Source organism: Aeromonas sp. QDB11, from assembly GCF_027705265.1.
In the GTDB taxonomy this organism is placed as follows: domain Bacteria; phylum Pseudomonadota; class Gammaproteobacteria; order Enterobacterales; family Aeromonadaceae; genus Aeromonas; species Aeromonas allosaccharophila.
Genome location: NZ_JAPDBM010000001.1, coordinates 95,869 through 121,947, shown reverse-complemented (window position 1 = coordinate 121,947; position 26,079 = coordinate 95,869). Strand labels below are relative to the sequence as shown.

Below are 26,079 nucleotides of genomic sequence, written 5' to 3'. Positions count from 1 at the left end.
ATCTTATACCACCCTGTTGATGCATCTAGCTAGGGGTGGCACCAGACAGGGCAATATCGAGCCCTTTTTTATGGATTCAGGTGTTTAATTTAATAGGCATCAGCCGACAGTTGCTAAACACCTTAAGGATGAGGTGACCATGAAACCGATCAGCGACATCAATACGCCCTCCGACATGTCCGCGTTCTGGATGCCGTTCACCGCCAACCAGCAGTTCAAGGCGGCGCCGCGCATCCTGAAGTCGGCAGAGGGGATGTATTATCACTCAGAGGATGGCCGCAAGATACTGGATGGCACAGCCGGACTCTGGTGTTGCAACGCGGGCCATGGTCGGCGCGAGATTGCCGAGGCGGTCTCCCAACAGATTTCCCACCTCGATTTTGCCCCCACTTTCCAGATGGGCCACCCCCTGCCGTTTGAGCTGGCCAACCGGCTGGTGGAGATTGCACCCAAGGGGTTTGGCCACGTCTTCTATACCAACTCCGGTTCCGAGTCGGTCGATACCGCGCTGAAAATCGCGTTGGCCTGGCAGCGGGCTCGCGGTCAGGGCACCCGCACCCGGCTGATTGGCCGCGAGCGTGGCTATCATGGGGTCGGCTTTGGCGGCATCTCGGTGGGGGGGATTCCCGGCAACCGCAAGTGGTTCGGCTCCCTGCTGACTGGCGTTGATCATCTGCCTCATACCCTCAACATCGCCAAAAACGCCTTCACCAAAGGGCTGCCTGAGGAGGATGTGGCGCTGGCTGACGAGCTGGAGAAGATCGTCTTTTTGCACGATGCCAGCAATATCGCGGCGGTGATCGTCGAGCCCATCGCTGGCAGTACCGGCGTGCTGATGCCGCCCAAAGGCTACCTCAAGCGGCTGCGCGAGATCTGTACCAAACACGGCATCCTGCTGATTTTTGACGAGGTGATCACCGGTTTCGGTCGCCTCGGCTCCCCCTTTGCGGCCCAGGAGTTCGATGTCATCCCCGACATGATCACCTGCGCCAAGGGGCTCACCAACGGCGCCATCCCCATGGGGGCGGTGCTGGTGCAGAAGCACATTTATGACGACATGATGGCGGCAGGCAAGGGGGCCATCGAGCTGTTCCACGGTTATACCTACTCCGGTCACCCGGTGGCCGCCGCAGCCGGGCTGGCGACCCTCGAGATCTATCGCAACGAGAACCTGCTCAGCCGCGCCGCCGATCTGGCGGGTTACTGGGAGGAGGCGGCCCATTCGCTGAAGGGCTGCAAGCATGTGAAGGATGTGCGCAACTACGGGCTGGTGGCGGGCATCGAGCTGGAATCCATGCCGGATGCACCGGGCAAGCGCGCCTACGAGGTGTTCGTGCGCTGCTTCGAGAAGGGAGCTCTGATCCGGGTGACCGGCGACATCATCGCCCTGTCGCCACCCCTTATCATCGAGCGCAGCCAGATCGACGATCTCTTCACCCTGCTGCAGGATGTCCTGCAGGCCCAACCCTAACCCATTTGGTGGCCCCGCTCTGGCGGGGCCTTGCGTTGCCTCGTGTTGACGAGCGCTGCGCTACCACGACATCAGTCATCACGGAGGATACATGACATACAGGGTCAGCAACTTCATCAACGGCCAGCTGCAGGAGAGTCGTAGCGAGCGGCAAGGTGCCATCTTCAATCCCGCCTGCGGCAAGCAGCAGGGGAGCGTCGGGCTTTCCTGCGCCGCCGAGTGTCAGGAGGCGATAGCCATCGCCGAGCGGGCCTTTGCCGACTGGTCGCAAACCCCGCCGCTGGTGCGGGCCCGGGTCTTTTTCCGCTTCAAGGAGTTGATGGAGCAGCACAGGGACGAGCTGGCCCAGCTCATCAGCCGCGAGCACGGCAAGGTTTTCTCCGATGCGCAGGGTGAGCTGACCCGCGGGCTGGAAGTGGTGGAGTTTGCCTGCGGTATTCCCCATCTGCTCAAGGGGGAGCACTCCCTCAACGTCGGCCGCGGGGTAGACAGCTACTCGATGATGCAGCCGGTCGGGGTTTGCGCCGGTATTACGCCGTTCAACTTCCCGGCCATGGTGCCGCTCTGGATGTTCCCGGTTGCCATCGCCTGCGGCAATACCTTTATTCTCAAACCCTCCGAGAAGGATCCCTCTCTCTCGCTGCGGATGGCCGAGCTGCTCAAGGAGGCTGGTCTGCCTGACGGCGTGCTCAACGTGGTGAACGGTGACAAGGAGGTGGTGGATGTGCTGCTGACCGATCCGCGGGTCGGTGCTGTGTCGTTTGTCGGCTCTACCCCCATCGCCCAGTACATCTATGCCACCGCCTCTGCCCACGGCAAGCGGGTGCAGGCGTTGGGCGGCGCCAAGAACCACATGGTGGTGATGCCGGATGCGGATCTCGATCAGGCGGTCTCCGCCCTGATGGGGGCCGCTTATGGTGCCGCTGGCGAGCGCTGTATGGCCATTTCGGTGGCGGTGGTGGTGGGTGACGAGACCGCCGATGCGCTGGTGGCCAAGCTGACGCCGCTGGTGGAAAAACTGCGGGTGGGCCCGGGGCTGGGCCAGAGCCCAGAGAACGAGATGGGGCCGCTGATCAGCCGGGAGCATCTGGCCAAGGTGCGCGGCTACGTGGATCAGGGGGTAGCCGAAGGGGCAACGTTGAGAGTCGATGGCCGCACCCTGAACCATGAGGAGGGTTACTTCATCGGTGGCTGCCTGTTTGACGAGGTGACGCCCGAGATGCGTATCTACCGCGAGGAGATCTTCGGCCCTGTGCTCTCCATCGTGCGGGTGCCGGACTACGAGACGGCGCTGCGGCTCATCAACGAACACGAGTACGGCAACGGCACCGCCATATTTACCTGCGATGGCGACACCGCGCGGGACTTCACGGCGCGGGTGCAGGTCGGTATGGTAGGGGTGAACGTCCCCATTCCGGTGCCGATGGCGTTTCACAGCTTTGGCGGCTGGAAGCGCTCCATCTTCGGGCCGCTCAACATGCACGGGCCGGACGGGGTTCGTTTCTATACCCGGATGAAGACGGTCACGGCGCGCTGGCCCCAGAGCCTGCGCAGTGGTGCCGAGTTCTCCATGCCGACCATGAAGTGACGCGCTGGCGCGTGTTCATGGCCTAACCTCTTGCCCCCGCCGATCGTTGATTGGCGGGGGCGAACTCTGTAAAGGAACAACAGATGCGATTGGGAATTCTCGATTGTGACCGGCTCGATCCCGATCTGGCGGATCGTTTTGGCCCCGTTTACTCCGAGATGTTTATCAGGGGCTTCGCGGCCCTGGCCCCCGAACTGGAATTTCGGGTCTGGTCGGCTCTTGATGGGGAATTGCCGGATGATCTGCACGAGTGCGATGCCTGGCTTATCACCGGCTCACGCCACGATGCTTACAGCGATATCCCCTGGATTCAGGCGTTGCGAGCCTGGATCCGCCAGGCACACGATGCCGACGTCAAGCTGGCCGGGATCTGTTTCGGTCATCAGGTGATCGCCCAAGCGCTGGGTGGTGAGGTGGTGAAGTCCACCAAGGGGTGGGGGCTGGGAGTGGCGGTTCACCCTATGCTGGCGGATGCGCCCTGGATGGCGCCGGCGCGGGATCAGATCCGCATTCTGGCCAGCCATCAGGATCAGGTGGCCCTGCTGCCACCGGGGGCGACCCGGCTGGCGGGCAATGATTTTTGCCCCAACTTCATGTTTTTGCAGGGGGATCACATCGTCGCCATTCAGGGGCATCCGGAGTTCTCGGTGGAGTACAACCGGGCGCTGATCGAGCGGCGCCGTGGCCTGTTGCCCGACGAACGCTACCAGAGCAGCCTCTCCTCGCTGGAGGGGGAGGTGGATTCGGCGACCATGATGCAGTGGCTGCTGCAGTTTCTGGGGATCCTGCCGCTGCGGGCTGGCGCGGCCTGAGCCCGGTTTGTCAGCCACCCCTTCGGATGCTAGATTTTGTAGCAAAATGAAGGATCAAGCGCTGAGATGTCGGGATCGGATGGTACACTGGCCGCCCATGTGGCGGCCTGTTTGTCTGGCTTGATTGCCGTCCCGGCCTGAGCCAAACCTGTCTGAGCCAAACCAGTGTGAGAGTGTGACGCCTTGAAACTACAGCAATTGAAGTATTTGATCGCGATCCGGGACCACAACCTCAATGTGTCCGTGGCTTCCGATGCGCTGTTCACCAGTCAGCCGGGGGTCAGCAAACAGATTGGCCTGCTGGAGAGCGAGCTGGGGGTGCGGATTTTCGAGCGCCGTGGCAAGCATCTGCACCGCATCACGCCGGTGGGGGAAGAGATCATCAAGTGTGCCGAGGCGATGCTCAACATCGAGAGCAAGATCAAGGCGATCTCCCGCGAGTATCTGGACCCGACCGTGGGCACCCTCAATATTCACACCACCCACACCATCGCCCGCTACCTGCTGCCCAAGTCGGTCACCTACTTCACCAAGAAGTATCCCAAGATCTCGTTCCACCTCCATCCGGTGATGTCGGCGAGCAAGGAGCAGATCAGCAAGGGTTACTCCGATTTCTCCATCGTTGCCCACGAGATTGGCTTCGACAAGGAGCTGATCGCGTTGCCCGCCTACCTCTGGACTCTCTCGCTGGTGGTGCCGCAGGATCACCCGCTGGCCAAGGTGAAGAAGCCAACGCTGGAGCAACTCTGCCACTACCCGATCCTCAGCTACGAGAGTGGCGCCACCGGTCGTCAGGTACAGGACGAGGTGTTTCAAGCGGCAGGTCTCACCCCGAGCTACTACATGACGGTGATGGATGCCGGCGTGATCAAGCGCTACGTGGAGCTGGGCTTTGGTATCGGCATCATCTCCTCACTGGTCGCCAACGACACCGATGCCCCCGGGCTGGTCTCCATCAATCTGGAGCACCTGTTCAAGCCCTGTCCGGCGCAGATCTGTTTCAGCAAGAGCATACTGCTGCAGAACTACATGTATGACTTCATCAGCTCCTTCTCGCCCCACCTCACCAAGGAGGTGATCCAGAGCGTGATGCAGCAGCCGAGTCAGGCGCGTATCGACGAGCTGCTGGCCGGGGTGGAACTGCCCATCTATTGATCCCGATCGGATTCCCGATCGCTGCTGGTTGTCTCTTCTGTCAGGCTGGGCTCTACTCGGGGTTCAGCCTGTCTCTTTTGGGCTATCTCCATCGTCCGAGGTCTCTATGTCCCGCATTCTGCTGCTTGCCAATCTCAACTGTGATCATGTGCTCTCCCTCTCCGAACCCTTGGTTGCCGGAGCCCGGCTGCAATATGTGGATCAGGGGCGCAGGCTGGGAGGTGGCGCTGCCAACACCGGCATCGGGTTGGTGTGGGCGGGCCATGAGGTGACCATCGCCTCCCGCATCGGGCTGGATGAGACCGGCGACTGGCTGCTGGAGCAGGCGGCCGGTTACGGGCTGGATTGCAGCCATGTGGAGCGCTTTGGCGGCGAGACCGGCGAGCTGCTTATTCTGGTGGACTCCACCGGCGAGCGCACCATACTGCGCCGCCCGCGGCGTCCCGATCTGCCCGGCGATCTGCCGCTGGAGGGGGTAGATTGCCTCTATGTGAACTATCCCGGCACCGCCATCATCAGCTACATGCGCCAGATGCTCGGCAAGAGTTTCGTGGTAGCTCAGTATCCCAAGGGCGGCCAAGCGCGCCGTCCCTGCCATGTGTTGGTGGCCTCCCGCTCCGACCTCGGCGAGGTGAGCGACCCCTGGCAACATGCCCGCCAGCTGGCGGGGGAGCAGCTCGAGTGGCTGGTGCTGACCGAGGGCAAGGCGGGGGCGGTCGCCATCCACGGTGAGGAGCAGATCCGGGTCGCCGCCCGGCCGGTCTCGGTGGTCGATACCACGGGGGCGGGGGATGCCTTCGCCGGCGGATTGATCCACGGTCTGGCGCGGGGCATGGCCATCAAGGATGCGTTGCAGTGCGCGGTGGACTGGGGCGCGTTTGCCGTCGCCTCCGAGAGCTCCATCCCCTCGGTCGCGCTGAAAAACTGGCTGAAACAGCCTCACTGAACCACCTATCTGCCGGTCGATTGAGGGGCGGTTCGCGGGCCATATGGCGGCTGGTCGAAAGGGCTTGGTGAGGGGGACTGTTCGGGAGATTTACCCGCCATAAAGCGGGTAAACGCCGGGCTAACCCGGCAAGTTTGCGATCAATCAAAGAAAGTGTCGATTTATGTGCATCTTCATCGACACCCGGTTGTGCTGCTCTTAACCTGTCACTCCGCAACTCAGATTAAGAGACAGGCCCCCCCTCTGGCGCACCAATGAGCAAACAGAGGCAAACCGGTTGTCTCCTGCCTCTTAGCTCAACGTTGTCGTCCTGATTCCTGGCTTGTAGTAAGAGGCAAGTGCGACCATGCAACTGACACGATTTACCGACTACGCCCTGCGTACCCTGACCTTCCTGGCGGTTCAGCCGGGGGATCGTCTGTCGACCATTACCGAAGTGGCCGATACCTTCGGCATCTCTCGCAACCACGTGGTCAAAATTGTGCACCAGCTTGGCATCAAGGGGTACATCGAGACGGTACGCGGCAAGCACGGTGGCATCCGCCTCGGTCGCTCTGCGGTCTCTATCAACCTGAGGGATGTGGTGATGGACATGGAGCATGTGCTCTGTCCGGTCGATTGCAAGCGCGAGAACTGCCGACTCTCCGGCGGCTGCCGCATTCAGGGCATTCTGCGCCGCGCTATGAACGCCTTCCTCGAAGTGCTGGGCGAGTACACCCTGGCCGATGCGGTGCGCGATCCCAACCGTCTCTGCCACCTGCTGGGTATCGAGCAAGAGACGATTGTGACCATGGCCTGACGGGGCGCGGGATAGCGAACAAGATGTGAAAGGGGCCTGATGGCCCCTTCTGCTTTTGTACGCAGATGGTTTTTAGCGACTGCCCGGCTGGCGGATCAGGGTGATGGCGCCGTGCAGGCAGGCGAGGCCGCAGGCACCGCAGCCATTGCAGGCATCCATATTGACGTTGATGCCGTCGGCCGTGGCCTTGATCGCCTGTTGCGGGCAGGCATCTTCACAGAGCAGGCAGTAGAAGCCCTGCCGTGCCTGACAGCTCTCTTCAATCTGCACCCGGGTCTGCACCTGTCGACCCAGTTGCAGGTCGAGGGCGCCGGTGGGACAGGCTCTGGCGCAGCTGCCGCAGTAGCTGCACTGGCCGCAGGCGAGATCGAGTACCGGGGTGCCAGCGATGGGGCTCCCCTCGTACTCCTCCTGGGTGGCCGGTTTGAGCAGACCGCGCGGGCAGGCCTTGAAACACTCGCCACAGCGGGTGCAGAGGGAGAGGTACTGGGACTCCTCGATGGCCCACGGCGGGCGCGCTTCATGGCAAACCACGGCGGGCTTGCGGGAAGCTTGCCAACCTTGTGTCAGCCAACGGAGGAAATAGTGAGTCATGCTCGCCCCTGATACCTATTAGGGGTTAATTTTATCGAAGTTTCGGGAAGCAGGCCAGAGAATAGCGGCCGTCAGGATCGCAAGCGCAGTTGCCCTTGTGTAAGCTAGGCGGGTCTTTTTACGTGGTTGAATGAAAACATATGTGGTTATTTCTCTGGCGTGCGTCCCTGCTCTATGTCTTTCCCCTGCTGATGTGGGCCTACTGCCGCATCAAGGATATCGAGTTTGCCGAGCTCGACACCGGCGTCAACACCCACAAGTGGGTGGTGCTGGCCGCCTATCTCATCTACGTGGTGATCTGGATTCTGGTTAACCGTTATCTCGAGCTGTTCCTGCGCCAACGGAGCCGCAAATGATCGACCCCGGGCTCTGGGGGATCTTGCTGCCCGCCGCCGTGCTGGCCCTCGGACTGGGCTGGCTGATCGGGCGGCGAGCCGCCACGGCGCAGGCTCAGGAGCTGATGCTGGCGCAGGAGCGTTATCAGGCGCTGCAGGATCGCTTCGACGAGTTGCAGGATGAGCGGATGCAGGGCCAGCAGAAGCTGGATCAGCAGCAGACCCTGCTCATCAAGCTCACTGCCCGCCTCAAGGATGCGGAAGCGACCCTGCGCAGCGAACGGTTGGCCGCCGCCGAGAAGCTGCAACTGCAACAGGAGGCGGAGCAGCGCCTCAGCCAGCAGTTCGAGAACCTTGCCAACCGGATCTTCGAGCAAAACTCCGGCAACTTCCGCGAATTGAACCAGAACAGCCTCGATCTGTTGCTCACCCCGCTCAAAGAGCAGCTCGAGGGCTTTCGCCGTCAGGTGGGTGAGACTCACGCCCAGGAGACGGCCCAACGCCACAGCCTCAAGTTCGAGCTGGAGCGCCTCGCCGAGCTCAATGCCCGCATGACCGAAGAGGCGGCGGCACTGACCCGCGCCCTCAAGGGTGACAGCAAGCAGCAGGGCAACTGGGGTGAGGTGGTGTTGGCGCGGATCCTCAGCGAATGCGGCCTGCGCGAGGGTCACGAGTACCACACCCAGGTCAATATCGAGGTGGAGAAGGGCAAGCGCTACCAGCCCGATGTGATCGTCCATCTGCCACAAGAGAAAGACATCATCATCGACGCCAAGGTGTCGCTGACCGCCTACGAGCGCTGGTACAACGCCGATGACGAGCTGGAGAAGGCGGTGGCACTCAAGGAGCACGTCGCCTCGGTGCGCAACCATATCCGCGAGCTGGGCCGCAAGGATTACCAGCAGTTGCCCGGGGTGCGCACTCTCGACTATGTGCTGATGTTTGTAGCGGTGGAGCCCGCCTTCCTCACCGCGATGGAAGCCGATCCCTCGCTGGTGCGTTACGGTCTCGACAACAACATCCTGCTGGTCAGCCCCACCAACCTGATGGTGGCGCTGCGCACCATCGAGAACCTGTGGCGCTACGAGCGGCAGAACCAGAATGCCCGCCAGATTGCCGAGCGGGCCGGTCGTCTCTACGAAAAGCTGCGGCTGTTTGTCGAGGAGATGCAGCAGATGGGGGGCAGCCTGCACAAGGCGCAGGAGAGTTACGACAAGGCGATGGGGCGACTGGTCAACGGCCGTGGCAACCTGATTGCGCAGGTCGAGCGTTTCCGCGAGCTGGGGGTGGAGGTGACCAAGAGTCTGCCCGAGCCGCTGGTGGAGCGCGCGCTGGAGCGCGACAAGGAGCGGGAGTAGTTTCCCCTGCACCGCCATCAGCAAAAGGCCCAAACATGGTTTGGGCCTTCTGCTATCTGCCTGCTGGCCCAGTGCTTACCCATCATCAGAAGTCTGCAAAGCAAACGGCCCACCGAAGTGGGCCGTTGTTATTTGCAGTGCCGGTGTGGATCAGCGGCTGGCGGCGCGGGCGCTCAGCGCTGCTTTATCGCTATCACTCAGGAAGGCGAGGGTCAGGCCGTTCTGCTGGGCAGTGCGGATTTCGCTCGACGTCATGCCAGCGGCCGGAGCGGCCACCTCATATTCGTGGGGCAGGTCGATGCCTTCCACCGCCGGATCGTCGGTGTTGAGGCAGGCCAGCACCCCGGCAGCCAGCAACTGGCGGATTGGGTGGTCGGTCAGGCTCGTTACCGTGGTGGTCTGGATGTTGGAGGTGAGGCAGGACTCGATGCCGATGCGGTGTTCGGCCAGATAGGCCATCAGAGCCGGATCCTGAATCGCTTTGACGCCGTGGCCAATACGCTCGGCACCCAGCTCGCGAATGGCTTGCCACATGCTCTCGGGGCCAGCGGCTTCACCGGCGTGTACGGTGACGTGCATGCCCGCATCGCGCACCTTGCGGAAGTGGTCGGTAAAGAGGGTGCCCGGGAAACCCAGCTCGTCACCGGCCAGATCGATGGCGACCAGCTTGTCGCGGTGGGCCAGGCAGGCGGCCAGCTCCTGATTGCACTGCTCGGTGCCGAAGGTGCGGCTCATGATGCCGATCAGGTTGGCCTTGATACTGAAGTCGCGGCTGCCAGCGGCCACGCCGTCGATAATGGCTTCCACCACGCCCTGCGGGTGCAGCTTGTGGGCCATCGCCATGTAGGCCGGGCTGAAACGCAGCTCGGCATAGTCGATACCGGCGCGCAGCAGATCTTCCACGTTCTCGTAGGCGACCCGGCGGCAGGCGTCATAGTCGGCCAGCACCGCCACACCCCAATCCAGTTTCTTCAGGAAGGCGACCAGGCTCGGTTCGTTATCGACGATCTGGACGTGGGGGCGCAGCGCTCCCAGCTCAAAAGCTGGCAGCTGGATATTGTGTTGGCGACCCAGCTCGAGGATGGTTTGCGGGCGGATGTTGCCGTCCAGATGGCGGTGCAGGTCGGTCAGGGGGAGAGATCTGTCAATCATGGTTGGCGCCCTCGTCGAGTCAGGTTTGAAAGCCTGCCATTCTAGGCGGGGCTTTCAAAAAAGATACCCCGTTTACGGTTAAACGGGGTGCTTGCGGGCAGTGATTTGTCAGGGCGTGATGGGAATCGTTTTTCCCGGGGACTCAGGAGAGATCTAGTTCCTTCAGCTTGCGGGTCAGGGTGTTGCGACCCCAACCAAGCAGGCGTGCCGCCTCCTGTTTGTGGCCGTGGGTGTGTTCCAGCGCCGTCTCCAGCATGATCCGCTCGAACTGGGGCATGGCATCGGCCAGGATATCGATCTCGCCCAGCGCCAGTTTGCTGGCCACCCACTCCTGCAACTGCTGCTGCCAGCAGCCGGGCATCGCCGGTTGACCGGGTTCGGCACTGTTGGTGATGGGGGTAAGCAGCTCGGCAGGCAGGTCGCCGACCAGCACTTCCTGACCGGACGCCATGACGGTAAGCCAGCGGCAGACGTTCTCCAGCTGGCGCACGTTGCCCGGCCAGGGTAGGCGGCTGATATAGGCCTGGGTATCGGGGTGCAGGCTTTTCGCCTCAACGTTCAGCTCCTTGGCGGCGCGCAGCAGGAAGTGGCGGGCTAGCTGAGGGATATCCTCACGGCGCTCTTTGAGGGCGGGGATGTGGATGCGGATGACGTTGAGGCGGTGGAACAGATCCTCGCGAAACTCGCCATCGGCGACCCGTTTCTCCAGATTCTGGTGGGTGGCGGCGATGATCCGCACATCCACCTGCACTGGCTGGTGGCCACCGACCCGGTAGAACTGGCCATCGGCCAATACCCGCAGCAGCCGGGTCTGCACATCCAGCGGCATGTCGCCGATCTCGTCGAGGAACAGGGTGCCGCCGTCGGCCTGCTCGAAGCGGCCGTGACGGATGTTGTTGGCGCCGGTGAAAGCCCCTTTCTCGTGACCGAACAGCTCAGATTCAATGAGATCTTTGGGGATGGCCGCCATGTTGAGGGCGATGAAGTTCTTGTGGGCGCGCGGGCTGTGCTTGTGCAGCGCATGGGCGACCAGCTCCTTGCCGGTACCGCTCTGGCCGTTGATCAGTACCGAGATGCTGGAGCGCGACAGGCGGCCGATGGCACGGAATACCTCCTGCATTGCCGGTGCTTCACCGATGATCTCCGGGGTGGCGGTGGCCTCCTGCTGGCGAGCCTTGCGCTTGGTGCGCTGCTCCTTGAGGTGATTCTCGGCGCGGCGCACCAGGGTCACCGCTTCGTCGATATCGAACGGCTTGGGCAGGTACTCGAAGGCACCACGCTGGTAGGCGTTGACCGCGCTGTCGAGATCTGAGTGGGCAGTCATGATGATGATGGGCAGATCGGCCTGACGGCGGTGGATCTGCTCCAGCAGGCTCAGGCCGTCGATACCGGGCATCCGGATATCGGAGAGGATGACATCGGGCGAGCGCATCTCAAGGGCGTGCAGCAGCGCTTCGCCATCGGCAAAGCTCTCGCAGTTGAAGCCTTCGCTGCCGAGAGTGCGCTCCAGCACCCAGCGGATAGAACTGTCGTCATCGACGATCCACACTTTGGCGGTCATGGGGTTCCCTTACTTGCGAAGCGGTAGAAAAATGGTGAATTCGGTGTGACCCGGCCAGCTGATGCAGTCAATCCGCCCCTTGTGCTGGTCGATCAGGTTCTGGGCGATGGAGAGGCCGAGCCCTGTGCCCCCCTCCTTGCCGGTGATCATCGGGTAGAACAGGGTGTCGCGGATGGCATCGGGAATGCCGGGGCCGTTGTCGATGATCTTGATCTCCGCCGCCAGCCGGTAACGCTGGCCGTGGATGGTGATCTGGAACGCGGTGCGGGTCTTGATACGGATAAGCCCGGTCTGATCCCCCAGCGCTTCGGCGGCGTTGCGCACAATGTTGAGAAACGCCTGCTGCAGCTGATCCGGCTCCATCTCGAATTCGGGGATGCTGGGGTCGTAATCTCGCTCGATGCGAACAGAGGGCGGTAGCTCCAGCTCCACCAAGCGGCGTACCTGCTCCAGCACCGAATGGACATTGTGCATCTGGTGGCGGCCGGGGCGCTGGGGGCCGAGCAGCCGATCGACCAGTACCCGCAGCCGGTCGGCCTGTTCGATGATGATGCCGGTATATTCGCGCAGGGCCGGGTCTGGCAGCTCTTTTTGCAGCAGTTGGGCCGCGCCGCGCAGGCCACCGAGGGGGTTCTTGATCTCGTGGGCCAGGCCGCGCACCAGCTCCTTGGCTGCCAGCTGCTGGGCATGCTGCTGCTGCTCCTGACTGATCTTCTTCTGCTGGTCGATCTTGCGCAGCTCCACGACCAGCAGACGCTGTTCGTGGTCGGCCATGGGGGTGGCGCTCAGTTCCACCAGTCGCGGTTCTCCTTCCACCACCAGGGTCACTTCGCTGTCGGTAAAGCCCTGCCCTGAAATGAGGCACTGTTTCAGTCGTTGCAGGTCGAGGGAGATATGTTCCAGCAGATGGGGCAGTTCGATACCGATCAGCCGCCGCTCACTGAGGGAGAGCAGCTGTTCAGCCGCCGGGTTGACGAATTGGATGCAGAGCCGCTCATCCATCAGGATCACGGCGGTCAGCAAATTATCCAAGAGTGTTTTGGCGTTGTCCGAGCGGGTTGGCACAGGTTTCTCCCTAAAACGGTGCTACACACCTGTTATGCACCGATATGGTGCATGGAGTTTACCCGCATCGGTGCGCTATATCACCCCTAGTCCGCTTTGGGGGTGGGTTTGGGAGGCGGCGTCACGCTTGCTCTATGCAGGTAAAAGGTGACTGCACTAGATTTAGCAAGGATCGTACCGTCTTTGGCGAGCAGCTCGAGCTGGGCTTCATGGGCGCCGCGATCGACGTTTTCGACGCGGATCGACAGACTGTTGCTGACGATGGGGGCGGCTTTGCCATCCAGAGTCAGGCGCACATCATACTGGGTTGGCGGTTTGGGGCTGATCTGGCCCTGAAAGACGATGTTGCCGGTGTTATCGCGCAAGGTGCTGCCCTGTTCCGGGGAGAGTAGTTCGATCACCAGTTTGGCGGCTTCTTTCTTCTTGTTGGCGTCGACACCGGTCAGGCTGTTGAAGTTATCGACCTGTACCGAGTTGGGTGAGCCGCTGATGAGCGGTGCGACCCGCAGATCGACCTCCCTGGCCTTCTTGCCCGGAGGCGGTGCATCCGTGTAGTGGGTGACGCCATTGCCATCGACCCAGGAGTAAACCTTGGCCGCATCGGCACTGAATGAGGTCAGCAACAGGAGGGTGAGCACCCCTATGCCATGCTTGTTGTTCATCCATCTCTCCTTGACGGTATCTTGCTTAATCCTATCAGAGAAAAAACCCGCCAGATGGCGGGTTTTGTCACGATTAAGCAAGCTGACCGGATTTAAACGGGCAGTCTGTTCCGACTTAGACGGAGTAGTACAGTTCGAACTCCAGCGGGTGCGGGGTCATGCGCACACGGTCAACATCCTGCTGTTTCAGTTCCAGATAGGAGTTGATGAAGTCATCGCTGAACACGCCACCACGAGTCAGGAACTCGCGGTCTGCATCCAGTGCGGACAGCGCTTCGTCCAGAGAACCGGCAACGGTTGGCACTTCTGCGGCTTCTTCCGGCGGCAGGTCATACAAGTTCTTGTCCATGGCATCGCCCGGATGGATCTTGTTGATGATACCGTCCAGACCGGCCATCAGCTGGGCAGCGAAGGCTAGGTACGGGTTGGCTGCCGGATCAGGGAAGCGTACTTCGATACGACGGGCTTTCGGACTCGGTACCACCGGGATACGGATGGAGGCAGAGCGGTTGCGGGCAGAGTAGGCCAGCATGACCGGTGCTTCATAACCCGGAACCAGACGCTTGTAGGAGTTGGTGGTCGGGTTGGCGAAGGCGTTGATGGCCTTGGCGTGCTTGATGATACCGCCGATGTAGTGCAGAGCCATTTCGGACAGGCCGCCATACAGGTCGCCAGCGAACAGGTTGACGCCGTTCTTGGCCAGAGACTGGTGGCAGTGCATGCCGGAGCCGTTGTCACCGAACATGGGTTTCGGCATGAAGGTGACAGTCTTGTTGTAGGCGTGGGCCACGTTGTGGATCACGTACTTCAGTACCTGCACTTCGTCCGCTTTCAGCGTAAGAGTGTTGAAGCGGGTGGCGATCTCGTTCTGACCGGCAGTAGCCACTTCGTGGTGGTGAGCTTCAACGACCTGGCCCATCTCTTCCAGCACCAGACACATGGCGGCGCGGATATCCTGGGAGGAGTCGACCGGCGCAACCGGGAAGTAACCGCCTTTCACGAACGGACGGTGACCCTTGTTGCCATGCTCATAGGCAGTGCCGGAGTTCCATGCGGCTTCTTCAGATTCGATTTTCACGAAGCTGTGGCCCATGGTGTTGGAGAAAGTGATGTTGTCGAACATGAAGAATTCCGGCTCCGGCCCGAACAGCACGGTGTCAGCGATGCCGCTGGACTTCAGGAAATCTTCTGCACGCTTGGCGATGGAGCGCGGATCGCGGTCGTAACCCTGCATGGTGGCAGGCTCCAGCACGTCACACACGATGTTCAGCGTGGTCTCTTCGGTGAACGGGTCCAGTTTGGCGGAGGCTGCGTCCGGCATCAGTACCATGTCGGATTCGTTGATGCCTTTCCAGCCACCGATGGAGGAACCATCGAACATCTTGCCGTCTTCGAAGAAATCTTCATCAACCTGGTGAGCAGGGATGGATACATGCTGCTCTTTACCCTTGGTGTCGGTAAAGCGCAGATCAACAAACTTGACTTCGTGTTCCTGGATCAGGGCCAATACGTTCTGGGCTGACATGCTAAGTAACCTCCGGTGTTAAAACTCTCTGGGTGAATGCGTCGTCACATTCACATAAGCCAGTATCGTGCCAAGTTTGTGACAGCTTGATTTCAGGGCAATCCCGCTGATGAGGCTCCCCAAAATCAGGCGTTCTCGACTCGTGTTGCATCAATTTAGTGCAGTGGTGGATCGTTTTGGTGCGCTGTAATGGTGCGCAAAATACGGCCACCGCCCATCTAAGCAGGGTTTGTCAGGGAGGTCTATGATCCAGATCCGTTGTTGTGCGCGAATGAACTGCAATTCTGCTAGGCAGATCACAAAGGCGAGAGTACAATTAGCGCCCAATTTTACCCGGTGATTTGAGGCGAGAATGTTAGAGAATTTACGCAATATTGCGATTATTGCGCACGTTGACCACGGCAAAACGACTCTGGTTGATAAGCTGCTGCAGCAATCCGGTACTCTGGATCGCACCAGCGAAGGTCAGGAACGGATCATGGACTCCAATGATCTGGAACGGGAACGTGGCATCACCATTCTCGCCAAGAACACTGCGATCCGCTGGAACGACTACCGCATCAACATCGTTGATACCCCGGGTCACGCCGACTTCGGTGGTGAAGTTGAGCGCGTACTGTCCATGGTTGACTCCGTGCTGCTGCTGGTTGACGCCGTAGATGGCCCGATGCCGCAAACCCGTTTCGTGACCCAGAAAGCGTTCGCTCAGGGTCTGAAGCCGATCGTGGTCATCAACAAGATTGACCGTCCGGGTGCTCGTCCTGACTGGGTAATGGATCAGGTATTCGACCTGTTCGACAACCTGGGCGCGACTGACGAACAGCTGGATTTCAAAGTTGTTTACGCCTCTGCACTGAACGGTTGGGCCACCATGGATCAGGACGTCGAGTCCGAGAACATGGAGCCGCTGTTCCAGGCTATCGTTGACAACGTAGAAGCCCCGGCGGCGGATGCCGACGGTGGTTTCCAGATGCAGATTTCCCAGCTGGACTACAACTCCTACGTCGGCGTTATCGGTATCGGCCGTATCACCCGTGGTCGCGTCAAGACCAACCAGCAAGTCACCATCGTTGGTGCTGACGGCAAAACCCGTAACGGTAAAGTCGGCCAGGTGCTGGGTTACCTGGGCCTGTCCCGTACTGAAGTTACCGACGCGCAAGCGGGTGACATCATCGCCATCACCGGTCTGGGCGAGCTGAAAATCTCCGACACCATCTGTGACAACGGTGCCGTTGAAGCCCTGCCGCCGCTCTCCGTTGACGAGCCGACCGTGAACATGACCTTCCAGGTCAACACCTCACCGTTCGCCGGTAAAGAAGGCAAGTTCGTGACCTCCCGTAACATTCTGGAGCGTCTGAACCAGGAGCTGGTCCACAACGTGGCCCTGCGCGTGGAAGAGACTGATGATCCGGACAAATTCCGCGTATCCGGTCGTGGTGAGCTGCACCTCTCCATCCTGATCGAAAACATGCGTCGCGAAGGTTACGAACTGGCTGTGTCTCGTCCGGAAGTAATCCTGCGTACCGTTGATGGCGTTCTGCAAGAACCGTTCGAAACCGTAACCGTGGACGTTGAAGAAGCGCACCAGGGTTCCGTGATGGAGCAACTGGGTCTGCGTAAAGGCGAAATGACCAACATGACGCCGGATGGCAAGGGTCGTGTCCGTCTTGACTTCATGATCCCGAGCCGTGGCCTGATTGGTTTCCAGACCGAGTTCATGACCATGACCTCCGGTACCGGTCTGCTGTACCACACCTTCGACCATTACGGTCCGCACAAGGGTGGCAGCATCGGCGAGCGTCAGAACGGCGTGCTGATCTCCAACGCAACCGGTAAGGCCCTGACTTACGCCCTGTTCGGTCTGCAAGACCGCGGTCGTCTGTTCATCGGTCACGCGACCGAAGTGTACGAAGGCCAGGTGATCGGTATTCACTCCCGTTCCAACGACCTGACTGTTAACTGCCTGAAGGGCAAACAGCTGACCAACATGCGTGCCTCCGGTACCGACGAAGCCCAAGTGCTGACTCCGCCGATCCGCATGACTCTGGAACAGGCTCTCGAGTTCATCGACAACGATGAACTGGTAGAAGTGACTCCGAAGAACATCCGTATCCGCAAGAAATTGCTGACCGAGATGGACCGCAAGCGCTCCGGCCGTGGTTAATGCCATGCGCTGAGTCTCGGTAGCCCTCGCGGCTGCTGACGGTTCACTGATAAACGGACCCAAACCTCTGGTTTGGGTCCGTTTTTTTATGCTTGTGATCCGCTCTGGCCATCTAGGTGAGGTCGTTCAGGCCATCCGGCAATGGGTGATGAGTGGGCTGATAAGCGCTGAGCAAAGTCGTGAGAATGCTTGAGATAAAAAAGCCGCAGCGGGTGAACGCGGCGGCTTTTTGCTGACATGCAGTAAGGGGTTACTGGCGCCAGAAGGAGGGGAAGAAGAGCACGGCGACCGTCAGGATCTCCAGCCGTCCCAGCAGCATGCCAAACGACAACAGCCACTTGGCTGATTCCGGCAGGCTGGCAAAGTTGGTGCTGGGGCCAACCACCGGGCCCATGCCCGGGCCGACGTTGGCGACGGCGGTGATGGAGCTGGAGATGGAGGTGAGGGGGTCGAGCCCGATGGCGGCCAGCAGCGCGGCGATCACCAGAATGATGGCGAAGTAGGCCAGCACGAAGGAGATCATCGAGCGGATGATGGCGTCATTGACCGTCCGGCCGTTGTATTTCTGCGGGAATACGGCGGAGGGGTGCATCAGCTGACGCATCTGCTTTCTGAACAGGGCAAACGCCACCTGTACCCGGAAGATCTTCAGACCACCCGCAGTGGAGCCTGAGCAGGCACCGAGTGCCAGCAGCACGATGAAGACGATGCTGGCGAGCGGGCCCCAGGTGCCGAAGTCACCGAGACCGAAGCCGGTGGTGGTGAGTACCGAGACGATGTTGAAGCAGCTGATGCGCAGGGCATCCATAAAGCTGAACAGATCCCGCTGCCACAGATAGAGGGTCATGATGGCGGTGACCCACACCACCAGCCAGAAGAAGCCGCGCACCTGGGCATCCTTGAACAGGCTGTAGTCCCTGTGGTTGAGGCTCTGCACATAGAGCAGGAAGGGCAGGCCGCCAAGGAACATGAACAGGGTGCCAATCCAGTGTGCCGAGTTGGAGAAGTGGGACATGGATTGATCGGAGGTGGAGTAACCGCCGGTACTGAGGGTGGTCATGGCGTGGTTGATCGCCTCGAACATGTTCATGCCACTGGCCCAGTAGGCCATGAAGCAGAGCATGGAGAGCACCAGATAGACCACAACGATGTTGTTGGCCACCGTCTTGGCCCGCGGCGCGCTTTTGTCTGACCAGTCCGAGCTCTCGGTCTGGAACAGCTTCATACCGCCGACGTTGAGGTAGGGCAGTACGGCAACCGCCATCACGATAAAGCCGACCCCGCCCAGCCACTGCAGGATGGATCGCCACAACAGGATGCTGTGAGCCATGTTGTCGAGGCCGGAGAGCACGGTGGAGCCCGTGGTGGTCACTCCCGACATGGTCTCGAAGTAGGCGTCGGTAAAGTTGATGTGGGTGATGAAGACAAAGGGCAGCGCGCCGAAGGCACAGGCCACCACCCAGACCGAGGTGGTGAGCAGGAACATCTCCCGCACCCCCAGATGAAACTCCGCCTTGCGGCCGTAGTGGAGGCAGAGCAGGGCGGCGCCGTGGGTGATCAGCACGGACTTGAGAAACTCGACAAATCCCTCTGACCCGGTGAGCAGTGCCAGCAAGGTGGGCAGCCACATGAAGAGCGCCAGCTTGGAGAGCACCAGCCCCAGGGTGAAGATAATGGGACGCAGCTTGATCATGTTCGATAACCTGGTCGTTGATTAACAAAAGACCCGGACCATCCCCTTGGAGGAGCTGAGCCGGGTCTGGTTTGACAGCCTGTGCGCATGAAGACGTTACAGGAAGAAGGGGCTTGGCTGGAACAGCCGCTCCACTTCCGGGATGTACTTCTTGTCCACCAGGAACATGACCACGTGGTCATCCTGCTGGATCTTGGTGCGATCGTGGGCGATAAGCACCTCATCCCCGCGTACCACGGCACCGATGGTGGTGCCCGGCGGCAGCTTGAGTTCGCCCACCGTCTTGCCGACCACCTTGGAGGTGTTCTCGTCGCCGTGGGCGATCGCCTCGATCGCCTCGGCCGCACCGCGGCGCAGGCTGTAGACGTTGGCGATATCGGCCCGGCGCACGTGGGTCAACAGCGCCGAGATGGTGGCTTGCTGCGGCGAGATGGCGATATCGATGGAACCACCCTGCACCAGATCGACGTAGGCGCCGCGCTGGATCAGCACCATGGTCTTCTTGGCGCCCATCTTCTTGGCGAGCAGCGCCGACATGATGTTGGCCTCGTCCTCGTTGGTCACGGCGATGAAGACGTCGATCTGATCGATGTGCTCCTCTGCCAGCAACTCCTGATCCGCCGCATCGCCGCAGAAGACGATGGTGTTCTCCAGCAGTTCGGAGAGCTGCTCCGCCCGCTTCTGGTTGCGCTCGATCAGCTTGACGCTGTAACGCTTCTCCAGCTGGCGGGCGAGGCCGGCGCCAATGTTGCCGCCACCGACGATCATGATACGGCGGTAAGGGCTCTCGAGGCGCTGCAGCTCCGACATCACGGCGCGGATATGGCCCGCGGCGGCAACGAAGAAGACCTCGTCATCCGCTTCGATGATGGTGGTGCCTTGCGGACGGATCGGACGGCCCTGACGGAAGATGGCCGCTACACGAGTCTCGATGTTGGGCATGTGCTCGCGCAGGGTGGAGAGGGCATTGCCCACCAGCGGGCCGCCGTAGTAGGCCTTGACCGCGACCAGACCGACACGACCACCTGCAAAATCAACCACCTGCAGGGCACCCGGATACTCGATCAGGCGACGTACATAGTCGGTCACCAGCTGTTCCGGCGCGATCAGGTGATCCACCGGCACCGATTCCGGCAGGAACAGACGATCCCGCTCGGTCAGATAGGCGGGCGAGCGGATCCGCGCCACCTTGTTCGGGGTGTTGAACAGGGAGTAGGCCACCTGACAGGCGATCATGTTGGTCTCGTCACTGTTGGTGACGGCAACCAGCATGTCGGCATCCTGGGCCCCCGCTTCGCGCAGCACCCTGGGGTGGGCGCCGTGACCGTTGACCACCCGCAGGTCAAACTTGTCCTGCAGCTCGCGCAGCCGTTCGCTGTCGGTATCGACGATGGTGATGTCGTTGTTCTCCCCGGCCAGGTTCTCGGCCAGGGTGCCGCCGACCTGGCCGGCTCCCAAAATGATGATCTTCATAGGGAACGTCTACTCACGTTGATGCAGTAAAGGGGCGTGCCGCCAGCATGGCGGCTACCCCGGGAGAAGCTGGCCAGACTCACAGCTTGAACAGTTTGGCGTAGTAGAAGCCATCCATCTCGGCTTCACCCGGCAGGAACTGGCGACCCGGGCAGTCCGGGGTGTCCTGTTCGTGCAATGGCACCAATTTGGCATCTTTGGTCGCCGCAAGGAAGGCGCGGATCTGCTCGCGGTTCTCTTCCGGCAATACGGAGCAGGTGGCGTAGAGCAGGGTGCCGCCGCTCTTCAGCTTGCCCCAGAGGGCATTGAGAATACGACGTTGCAGTTCGGCCAGCTCGCGAATGTCCTGATCCCGGCGCAGCCACTTGATGTCGGGATGGCGGCGGATCACGCCGGTGGCGGAGCAGGGGGCATCCAGCAGGATGCGATCGAACTGACCCTCCGGCCACCACTGTTCCGGTGCCGCGGCATCGCCGTGGATCACTTTGGCATTCAGGCCGATGCGATCCAGGTTCTCCTGCACCCGCTTGAGGCGGTTCTCGTCGGCATCGACGGCGACTACGCCGGCCAGCTTGGGTTGACGCTCCAGCAGGTGGGCGGTCTTGCCGCCGGGGGCGGCGCAGGCATCCAGCACCCACTCGCCCGGTTGCGGGTCGAGCAGTGCCGCAGCCTGTTGTGCGGCACCATCCTGTACCGAGCAGTCACCCACTTCGAAGCCGGGCAGCTTGGTCACGTCACAGGGACGCTCCAGCAGGATGCAATCCTCGCCCTCTTCACCGGCCACGGCATTGATGCCGATTTCGGCCATGCGAGCCAGCATGGCATCGCGGCTCTGGCGCTGGCTATTGTTGCGGATCCACATGGGGGGGCGCTGGTTGTTGGCCTCCATGATGAATTCCCACTCATCGTGATAGGCCTGACGCAGGCGCTTGGTGAGCCACTCCGGATGACCGAGGCGAATGCTGGGGACGCGGTCGATGCGCAGCAGAATGACTTCGGCGCTGCGCTGGAAGTTGCGCAGCACGCCGTTGATGAGGCCACGCAGGGAGGTGCCCTTGAGCAGTTTGACGGCGTTGACGGTCTCGGCCACCGCGGCGTGAGCCGGAATGCGGGTGTAGATGAGCTGATAGAGACCGACCAGGATCAGGTAGTGGAAAATGCGGCTCTTGTTCTTGAGCGGCTTGTCCATCATCTCGTTGACTGCCGCATCGAGGCGGGGCAGCCAGCGCAGGGTGCCGTAGCAGAGTTCTTGCAGGAGAGCGCGATCGCGAGGCGCGACCTTCTCCTGGGCAGCAGGCAGAACAGCGGAGAGGGATTGACCCTGATCCAGCACCTGTTGAATAACGAGAGCGGCCTGTGCACGTGTTTTCATAGAGTTACCTTAGATGCGCAAGTCGGGGCCTGGGCCCCGCTTGTGTCAATTCAGTTCAATTCAATTGCGTGCCGGGTTCAAACCAGTCGCGGCGAGAGTTGAGCAGATCCGAAACGGACATGGCCTTCTTGCCGGGCGGTTGCAGGGTCAGCAGGCGCAGTACCCCTTTGCCGGTGGCGATGTCGATCCCCTGTTTGTCGGCCTTGAGCAGGGTGCCGGCGGGCTGGCCGTGGTCACTGTCCACCACTGCGGCTTGCCATACCTTGATCGTCTGGTCAGCCACTTCAAACCAGCTGATGGGCCAGGGGTTGAACGAACGGATGCAGCGTTCGATGGCAACAGCCTCCATCGACCAGTCGATGCGGGCCTCTTCCTTGGAGAGCTTTTCGGCGTAGTTGGCCTGGGCATCATCTTGCGCCTCGGCAGCGGTTTCACCGACGGCCATGGCATTGATGGTGTCGACCAGTGCCTGCGGGCCCAGCTCGGCCAGCTTGTCATAGAGGCTGGAGGAGGTCTCGTCGGCGGCGATGGGGCAGCTTACCTTGCGGATCATGGCGCCGGTATCCAGTCCCACATCCATCTGCATGATGGTGACGCCGGTTTCGGCATCGCCCGCCCAGATAGAGCGCTGGATCGGTGCGGCACCGCGCCAGCGGGGCAACAGGGAGCCATGGACGTTGATGCAGCCCAGCCGCGGGGTATCGAGTACCACCTTGGGCAGGATCAGGCCATAGGCCACCACCACCATCAGGTCGGCACCCAGAGCAGCCAGTTCGGCTTGCGCCTCTTCTTTGCGCAGGGTTGCCGGTTGATAGACCGGCAGATTGTGGGTCAGGGCCAGCTCTTTGACCGGGCTGGCAGTGAGCTTCTGACCACGACCGGCGGGTTTGTCCGGCTGGGTATAGACGGCAACGACCTCGTGGTCGGAAGACAACAACGCCGCCAGGTGACGGGCGGCGAAGTCGGGAGTACCGGCAAAAATCAGTTTCAGCTTATTCAATGGGGCAGATCCTCAGAGGACTTTGCGATCTTCACGGGCCATCTTTTCCAGCTTCTGGCGAATGCGCTGGCGCTTGAGCGGGGACAAGTAATCCACAAACAGCTTGCCGACCAGATGATCCATCTCATGCTGGATGCAGATGGCGAGCAGATCGTCGGCTTCCAGCTCGAACGGCTTGCCGTTGCGATCCAGGGCGCGGATTTTGACCTGTTCGGCGCGTGGCACCAGAGCACGACTGCCGGGCACGGAGAGGCAACCCTCTTCGATGCCGGTGCTGCCGCACTGCTCGATGATCTCCGGATTGATCAATACCAGAGGATCTTCACGGTTTTCAGAGACATCGATCACTATGATGCGTTGATGAACGTCGACCTGAGTCGCGGCCAGGCCAATGCCTTCCTCCGCATACATGGTTTCGAACATATCATCTACAATCTGTTGTAACTCGGGTGTAAAGGTCTCGACAGGGGCTGCGACAGTGCGCAGGCGTTCATCGGGAAAACGCAATACATCTAGAATGGCCATAGTTTTTTCTTTAGTTTCGTATAAATGCAGTCAATATTGGCGTAATTCTAGTCATTTACGCCGACAAAAAACAGCAACACTTTGCGTGCAGAAGTAACAGGGAGTGTTATGTATCTGAAGCAAACCATCCTCGCCTGCCTGCTGGTGACCGTGAGCCACTCCGCTCTGGCCGACCAGCTGAGGCTAAAAGCGGGCTATCCCGAAAGCTATGTGGTGCAAAAAGGCGACACCCTGTGGGATATCTCCGGCAAGTATCTCTCCGAGCCCTGGCTGTGGCCCCGGCTCTGGAACATCAATCCGCAGATTGCCAATCCTCACTGGATCTACCCCGGTGATGTGCTGCACCTGAGCTGGGTCAATGGTGAACCCCGGCTCGGCAAGGCGATGCAGGGGGGCAAGCAAGTTATCCGTCTCGGTCCGAAAACCCGTTACGAGAACAAGGCCAACCCCATTCCGACCCTGCCCATCAGCGAGATCGGCCCCTTCTTGCAAACCGACCATATTCTGGCAGACAGCCAGCAGCAGAAAACCCTGCCTTATCTGCTGGGCTCGGACCAGAAACATATCGGCATGCTGGAGGGGGACACTCTCTATGTACAGGGCTCCCTGACACCGGGCCAGATGTATGGCATCTATCACCCAGGGGTGGTCTACAAGGATCGTGAAACCGGTGAACAACTTGGCCAGGAGGCCATCTTTGCCGGTGTGGTACGGGCCGTTGCGCGTCTTGATGGTGACCGGACCGAAGTGACGCTGACTCATAATCAGCGGGAGGTGCTGCAGGGCGACAAGGTGATGTCGCTGCCCGCTCAGGAGAACATGCCCGCCGTCTTCACGCCGAAGGCGGCACCCGCTATCACACCGGGTTATATCATCGACTTGCCGAACAAGACCCGAGGCGGTGGCAAGTTTGATGTGGTGCTGATCAATCGGGGTGGCCGTGATCAACTGGTCGCCGGGGATGTGCTGGATGTCAGGCGGCCCGGTGCTGCCTTGGTGACCAAAAATGGCGATGTGCAGTACAAGGAGTTCTCGTCGGTCTACAACAAGGTGTTTTATAGCAGCAATAACAAGGCACCACTGCCTTCCGAAGCGATTGCCCGCGTCATGTTGTTCAAGGTGTATGACAAGGTGAGTTACGGCCTCATCATGCAGAGTAACGACATGGTGAGTTCGGGTTATCAGGTCACTCACTTCTGACGTGAGCTACCCCGACGAGCGTCTGGCGCTCTGGTTAACCCTTGATGCGGTTACCGGTATCGGTCCGGTGACCGCAACCCGCCTGCTGGAGCGGGTTGGGGGAAGCATTGATGCCCTGTTCCAGTGCGATGAAGCGCAACTGCATGGCATGGGGCTATCGTCAGAGCAGATCAAGCAACTGCGTTGGCCCTCGCCGCTTGTCGAGCAGAGCCTGGTTTGGGCCGCTTTGCCTGGCAACGTCCTTATTCCGCAAGATCACCCGGTTTACCCCTCTTTGCTGCGGGAGATCCCCGCTGCCCCCTTATTGCTCTACTGTCGTGGTGATCTCGCCGCCTTGTCACTGCCTCAGCTGGCGATGGTGGGGACGCGCCATCCCACCTACGCAGGCAAGGATAATGCTTCCCGTCTCTGTAGCGAGCTGGTTGGGTGCGGGTTGGCCATCACCTCGGGCCTTGCGCTTGGTATCGATGGCGTCTGCCATCAGCAGGCGCTGGCTGCTGGCGGTATCACCCTCGCCGTGCTGGGCTCGGGTCTTGATAGCCTCTATCCCAAACGTCATCAGGGGCTGGCTGGCCAGATTCTGGAAAAGGGTGGTTTGCTTATCTCCGAGCTGGCGCCTGACAAAGGGCCGTTGGCTGAACATTTTCCGCGTCGCAACCGTATTATCAGTGGTCTGTCGCTGGGAACCCTGGTGGTGGAGGCGACCGAGCAGAGCGGTTCGCTGATCACCGCCCGCTATGCGCTGGAGCAGGGGCGCGACGTGTTTGCGGTTCCTGGCGCCCCGCAAAATGCCCAGGCGATAGGGTGCAACAGATTAATTCAGCAGGAAGCCAAACTTGTGCTGAGTGCGGCCGATATAGTGGAAGAGCTGCCAGAGTGGGTCACACGGCCACATCCGTCGGTTACATCATCTGAGCAACCGCATAATAGCGAATTGCCTTATGCCGATTTGTTGGATAACGTAGATTATGAGACCACGAGCGTGGATACCGTTGCCGAGCGGGCCCAGCTTCCTGTCGAAGTGGTATTGGGCAGGTTGGTAGAGCTGGAGCTGGCCGGTGCAGTGATGGCGGTAGCCGGTGGATACGTCAGAGCGAGGAGGGCGAATCATGTTTGATGTATTGATGTACCTTTTCGAGACCTACATCCACAGCGATGCAGATGTGATGGTCGAGCAGGATGAGCTCACCGACGAGCTGAGCCGGGCCGGTTTCGATAAAGCCGAAATCGACAAGGCGCTCGATTGGCTGGAGCGGCTGGCCAATCTGCACGATAGCGAGCGGGAGGTCTATGTCACCGCCAGCGCGCAAGGCTCGATGCGTATCTATGCCCCGCAAGAGCTGGCACGCCTCAGCACCGAGTGCCGCGGCTTCCTGCTCTTTCTGGAACAGGCCCAGGTGCTGAATGCCGAAACTCGCGAGATCTGTATCGAGCGTCTGCTCGAGTTGGACAAGCCGGATATCGAGCTGGATGACCTGAAGTGGGTGGTCATGATGGTGCTGTTCAACGTACCGGGCAGTGAAAATGCCTACCAGCAGATGGAAGAGCTGGTGTTTGATGAGTCAGACGGCGTCATTCACTGACAGTCCGGTGCCGCGCTGGTAGAATTCAGACCATCTGGATTTCAAG

General features: G+C 60.6%; 23 protein-coding genes. 12 read left to right on the top strand and 11 right to left on the bottom strand.

Annotated features, from left to right (window positions below; all coding sequences use genetic code 11):
* Window positions 1–139: 139 nt before the first annotated feature.
* The 6 genes from OKC40_RS00595 to OKC40_RS00570 all read left to right on the top strand — a co-directional run bounded on the left by OKC40_RS00595 (window position 140) and on the right by OKC40_RS00570 (window position 6,771).
* Window positions 140–1,471, top strand: a complete 1,332-nt coding sequence (locus OKC40_RS00595; protein WP_042062437.1) for an aspartate aminotransferase family protein — start codon at window positions 140–142, stop codon at window positions 1,469–1,471.
* A 91-nt stretch (window positions 1,472–1,562) separates the two neighbouring features.
* The gene (locus OKC40_RS00590; protein ID WP_270793817.1) at window positions 1,563–3,059 is read left to right on the top strand and encodes a CoA-acylating methylmalonate-semialdehyde dehydrogenase; all 1,497 of its coding nucleotides are present in this window, start codon (window positions 1,563–1,565) and stop codon (window positions 3,057–3,059) included.
* An 83-nt stretch (window positions 3,060–3,142) separates the two neighbouring features.
* Window positions 3,143–3,871 carry a glutamine amidotransferase-related protein gene (locus tag OKC40_RS00585; RefSeq protein ID WP_197928428.1) on the top strand — a complete coding sequence of 243 codons (729 nt, stop codon included), beginning with the start codon at window positions 3,143–3,145 and terminating at the stop codon, window positions 3,869–3,871.
* Between the two features lie 183 nt (window positions 3,872–4,054).
* Window positions 4,055–5,026 carry a LysR substrate-binding domain-containing protein gene (locus tag OKC40_RS00580; RefSeq protein WP_042062431.1) on the top strand — a complete coding sequence of 324 codons (972 nt, stop codon included), beginning with the start codon at window positions 4,055–4,057 and terminating at the stop codon, window positions 5,024–5,026.
* Between the two features lie 106 nt (window positions 5,027–5,132).
* Complete coding sequence (locus tag OKC40_RS00575) at window positions 5,133–5,972, top strand: PfkB family carbohydrate kinase (RefSeq protein WP_042062429.1); 840 nt, start codon at window positions 5,133–5,135, stop codon at window positions 5,970–5,972.
* Between the two features lie 346 nt (window positions 5,973–6,318).
* Complete coding sequence (locus OKC40_RS00570) at window positions 6,319–6,771, top strand: Rrf2 family transcriptional regulator (RefSeq protein ID WP_005339654.1); 453 nt, start codon at window positions 6,319–6,321, stop codon at window positions 6,769–6,771.
* 72 nt (window positions 6,772–6,843) lie between these two features.
* Here OKC40_RS00570 and OKC40_RS00565 read toward each other — a convergent pair whose 3' ends face one another.
* On the bottom strand, window positions 6,844–7,365 hold the full coding sequence (locus OKC40_RS00565; RefSeq protein WP_005339657.1) for a ferredoxin-type protein NapF: 522 nt from the start codon (window positions 7,363–7,365) through the stop codon (window positions 6,844–6,846).
* Between the two features lie 140 nt (window positions 7,366–7,505).
* Between OKC40_RS00565 and OKC40_RS00560 the strand changes: the two genes are divergently transcribed.
* Complete coding sequence (locus OKC40_RS00560) at window positions 7,506–7,721, top strand: hypothetical protein (protein WP_021231493.1); 216 nt, start codon at window positions 7,506–7,508, stop codon at window positions 7,719–7,721.
* Window positions 7,718–9,058 (top strand): DNA recombination protein RmuC, encoded by a 1,341-nt coding sequence (rmuC, locus tag OKC40_RS00555; protein ID WP_019445769.1) that lies wholly within the window; start codon window positions 7,718–7,720, stop codon window positions 9,056–9,058. The genes OKC40_RS00560 and rmuC overlap by 4 nt, the downstream gene beginning before the upstream one ends.
* Window positions 9,059–9,208: 150 nt before the next feature.
* Here rmuC and add read toward each other — a convergent pair whose 3' ends face one another.
* The 5 genes from add to glnA form a co-directional block, all read right to left on the bottom strand.
* Window positions 9,209–10,210, bottom strand: a complete 1,002-nt coding sequence (add, locus tag OKC40_RS00550) for an adenosine deaminase (RefSeq protein WP_270793816.1) — start codon at window positions 10,208–10,210, stop codon at window positions 9,209–9,211.
* Window positions 10,211–10,352: 142 nt separating this feature from the next.
* On the bottom strand, window positions 10,353–11,771 hold the full coding sequence (glnG, locus tag OKC40_RS00545; protein ID WP_270793815.1) for a nitrogen regulation protein NR(I): 1,419 nt from the start codon (window positions 11,769–11,771) through the stop codon (window positions 10,353–10,355).
* Window positions 11,772–11,780: 9 nt separating this feature from the next.
* Entirely contained in the window at window positions 11,781–12,836 is a 1,056-nt protein-coding gene (gene glnL, locus OKC40_RS00540) for a nitrogen regulation protein NR(II) (protein ID WP_270793814.1), read from the bottom strand.
* A gap of 86 nt (window positions 12,837–12,922) precedes the next feature.
* On the bottom strand, window positions 12,923–13,498 hold the full coding sequence (locus OKC40_RS00535; RefSeq protein ID WP_270793813.1) for a DUF4124 domain-containing protein: 576 nt from the start codon (window positions 13,496–13,498) through the stop codon (window positions 12,923–12,925).
* A 115-nt stretch (window positions 13,499–13,613) separates the two neighbouring features.
* Window positions 13,614–15,023, bottom strand: a complete 1,410-nt coding sequence (gene glnA / locus OKC40_RS00530; protein WP_033135368.1) for a glutamate--ammonia ligase — start codon at window positions 15,021–15,023, stop codon at window positions 13,614–13,616.
* A 352-nt stretch (window positions 15,024–15,375) separates the two neighbouring features.
* Between glnA and typA the strand changes: the two genes are divergently transcribed.
* A complete protein-coding gene (typA, locus tag OKC40_RS00525; RefSeq protein WP_042062420.1) occupies window positions 15,376–17,187 on the top strand; it encodes a translational GTPase TypA in 1,812 nt (603 codons plus the stop codon).
* Between the two features lie 250 nt (window positions 17,188–17,437).
* Here typA and OKC40_RS00520 read toward each other — a convergent pair whose 3' ends face one another.
* From OKC40_RS00520 to def, 5 genes are all read right to left on the bottom strand, one after another.
* Window positions 17,438–18,880 (bottom strand): TrkH family potassium uptake protein, encoded by a 1,443-nt coding sequence (locus tag OKC40_RS00520; RefSeq protein WP_042657333.1) that lies wholly within the window; start codon window positions 18,878–18,880, stop codon window positions 17,438–17,440.
* Window positions 18,881–18,976: 96 nt separating this feature from the next.
* Window positions 18,977–20,353, bottom strand: coding sequence for a Trk system potassium transporter TrkA (gene trkA / locus OKC40_RS00515; RefSeq protein WP_042062417.1), 1,377 nt, complete (start codon window positions 20,351–20,353; stop codon window positions 18,977–18,979).
* A gap of 79 nt (window positions 20,354–20,432) precedes the next feature.
* Entirely contained in the window at window positions 20,433–21,725 is a 1,293-nt protein-coding gene (rsmB, locus tag OKC40_RS00510; RefSeq protein ID WP_270793812.1) for a 16S rRNA (cytosine(967)-C(5))-methyltransferase RsmB, read from the bottom strand.
* Window positions 21,726–21,780: 55 nt separating this feature from the next.
* Window positions 21,781–22,725, bottom strand: a complete 945-nt coding sequence (gene fmt / locus OKC40_RS00505) for a methionyl-tRNA formyltransferase (protein ID WP_270793811.1) — start codon at window positions 22,723–22,725, stop codon at window positions 21,781–21,783.
* Between the two features lie 12 nt (window positions 22,726–22,737).
* A complete protein-coding gene (gene def, locus OKC40_RS00500) occupies window positions 22,738–23,250 on the bottom strand; it encodes a peptide deformylase (protein ID WP_042062412.1) in 513 nt (170 codons plus the stop codon).
* A 108-nt stretch (window positions 23,251–23,358) separates the two neighbouring features.
* Here def and OKC40_RS00495 point away from each other — a divergent pair, with 108 nt between their 5' ends.
* From OKC40_RS00495 to OKC40_RS00485, 3 genes are read left to right on the top strand one after another with little or no spacing between them, the layout of a single operon-like run.
* A complete protein-coding gene (locus tag OKC40_RS00495) occupies window positions 23,359–24,450 on the top strand; it encodes a LysM peptidoglycan-binding domain-containing protein (protein ID WP_270793810.1) in 1,092 nt (363 codons plus the stop codon).
* 1 nt (window position 24,451) lies between these two features.
* Window positions 24,452–25,567: a DNA-processing protein DprA gene (dprA, locus tag OKC40_RS00490; RefSeq protein ID WP_270793809.1), complete on the top strand. Its 1,116-nt coding sequence runs from the start codon at window positions 24,452–24,454 to the stop codon at window positions 25,565–25,567.
* Window positions 25,560–26,033 carry a DUF494 family protein gene (locus OKC40_RS00485; RefSeq protein WP_042062407.1) on the top strand — a complete coding sequence of 158 codons (474 nt, stop codon included), beginning with the start codon at window positions 25,560–25,562 and terminating at the stop codon, window positions 26,031–26,033. Before dprA ends, OKC40_RS00485 begins: the two co-directional genes overlap by 8 nt.
* Window positions 26,034–26,079 lie beyond the last annotated feature (46 nt).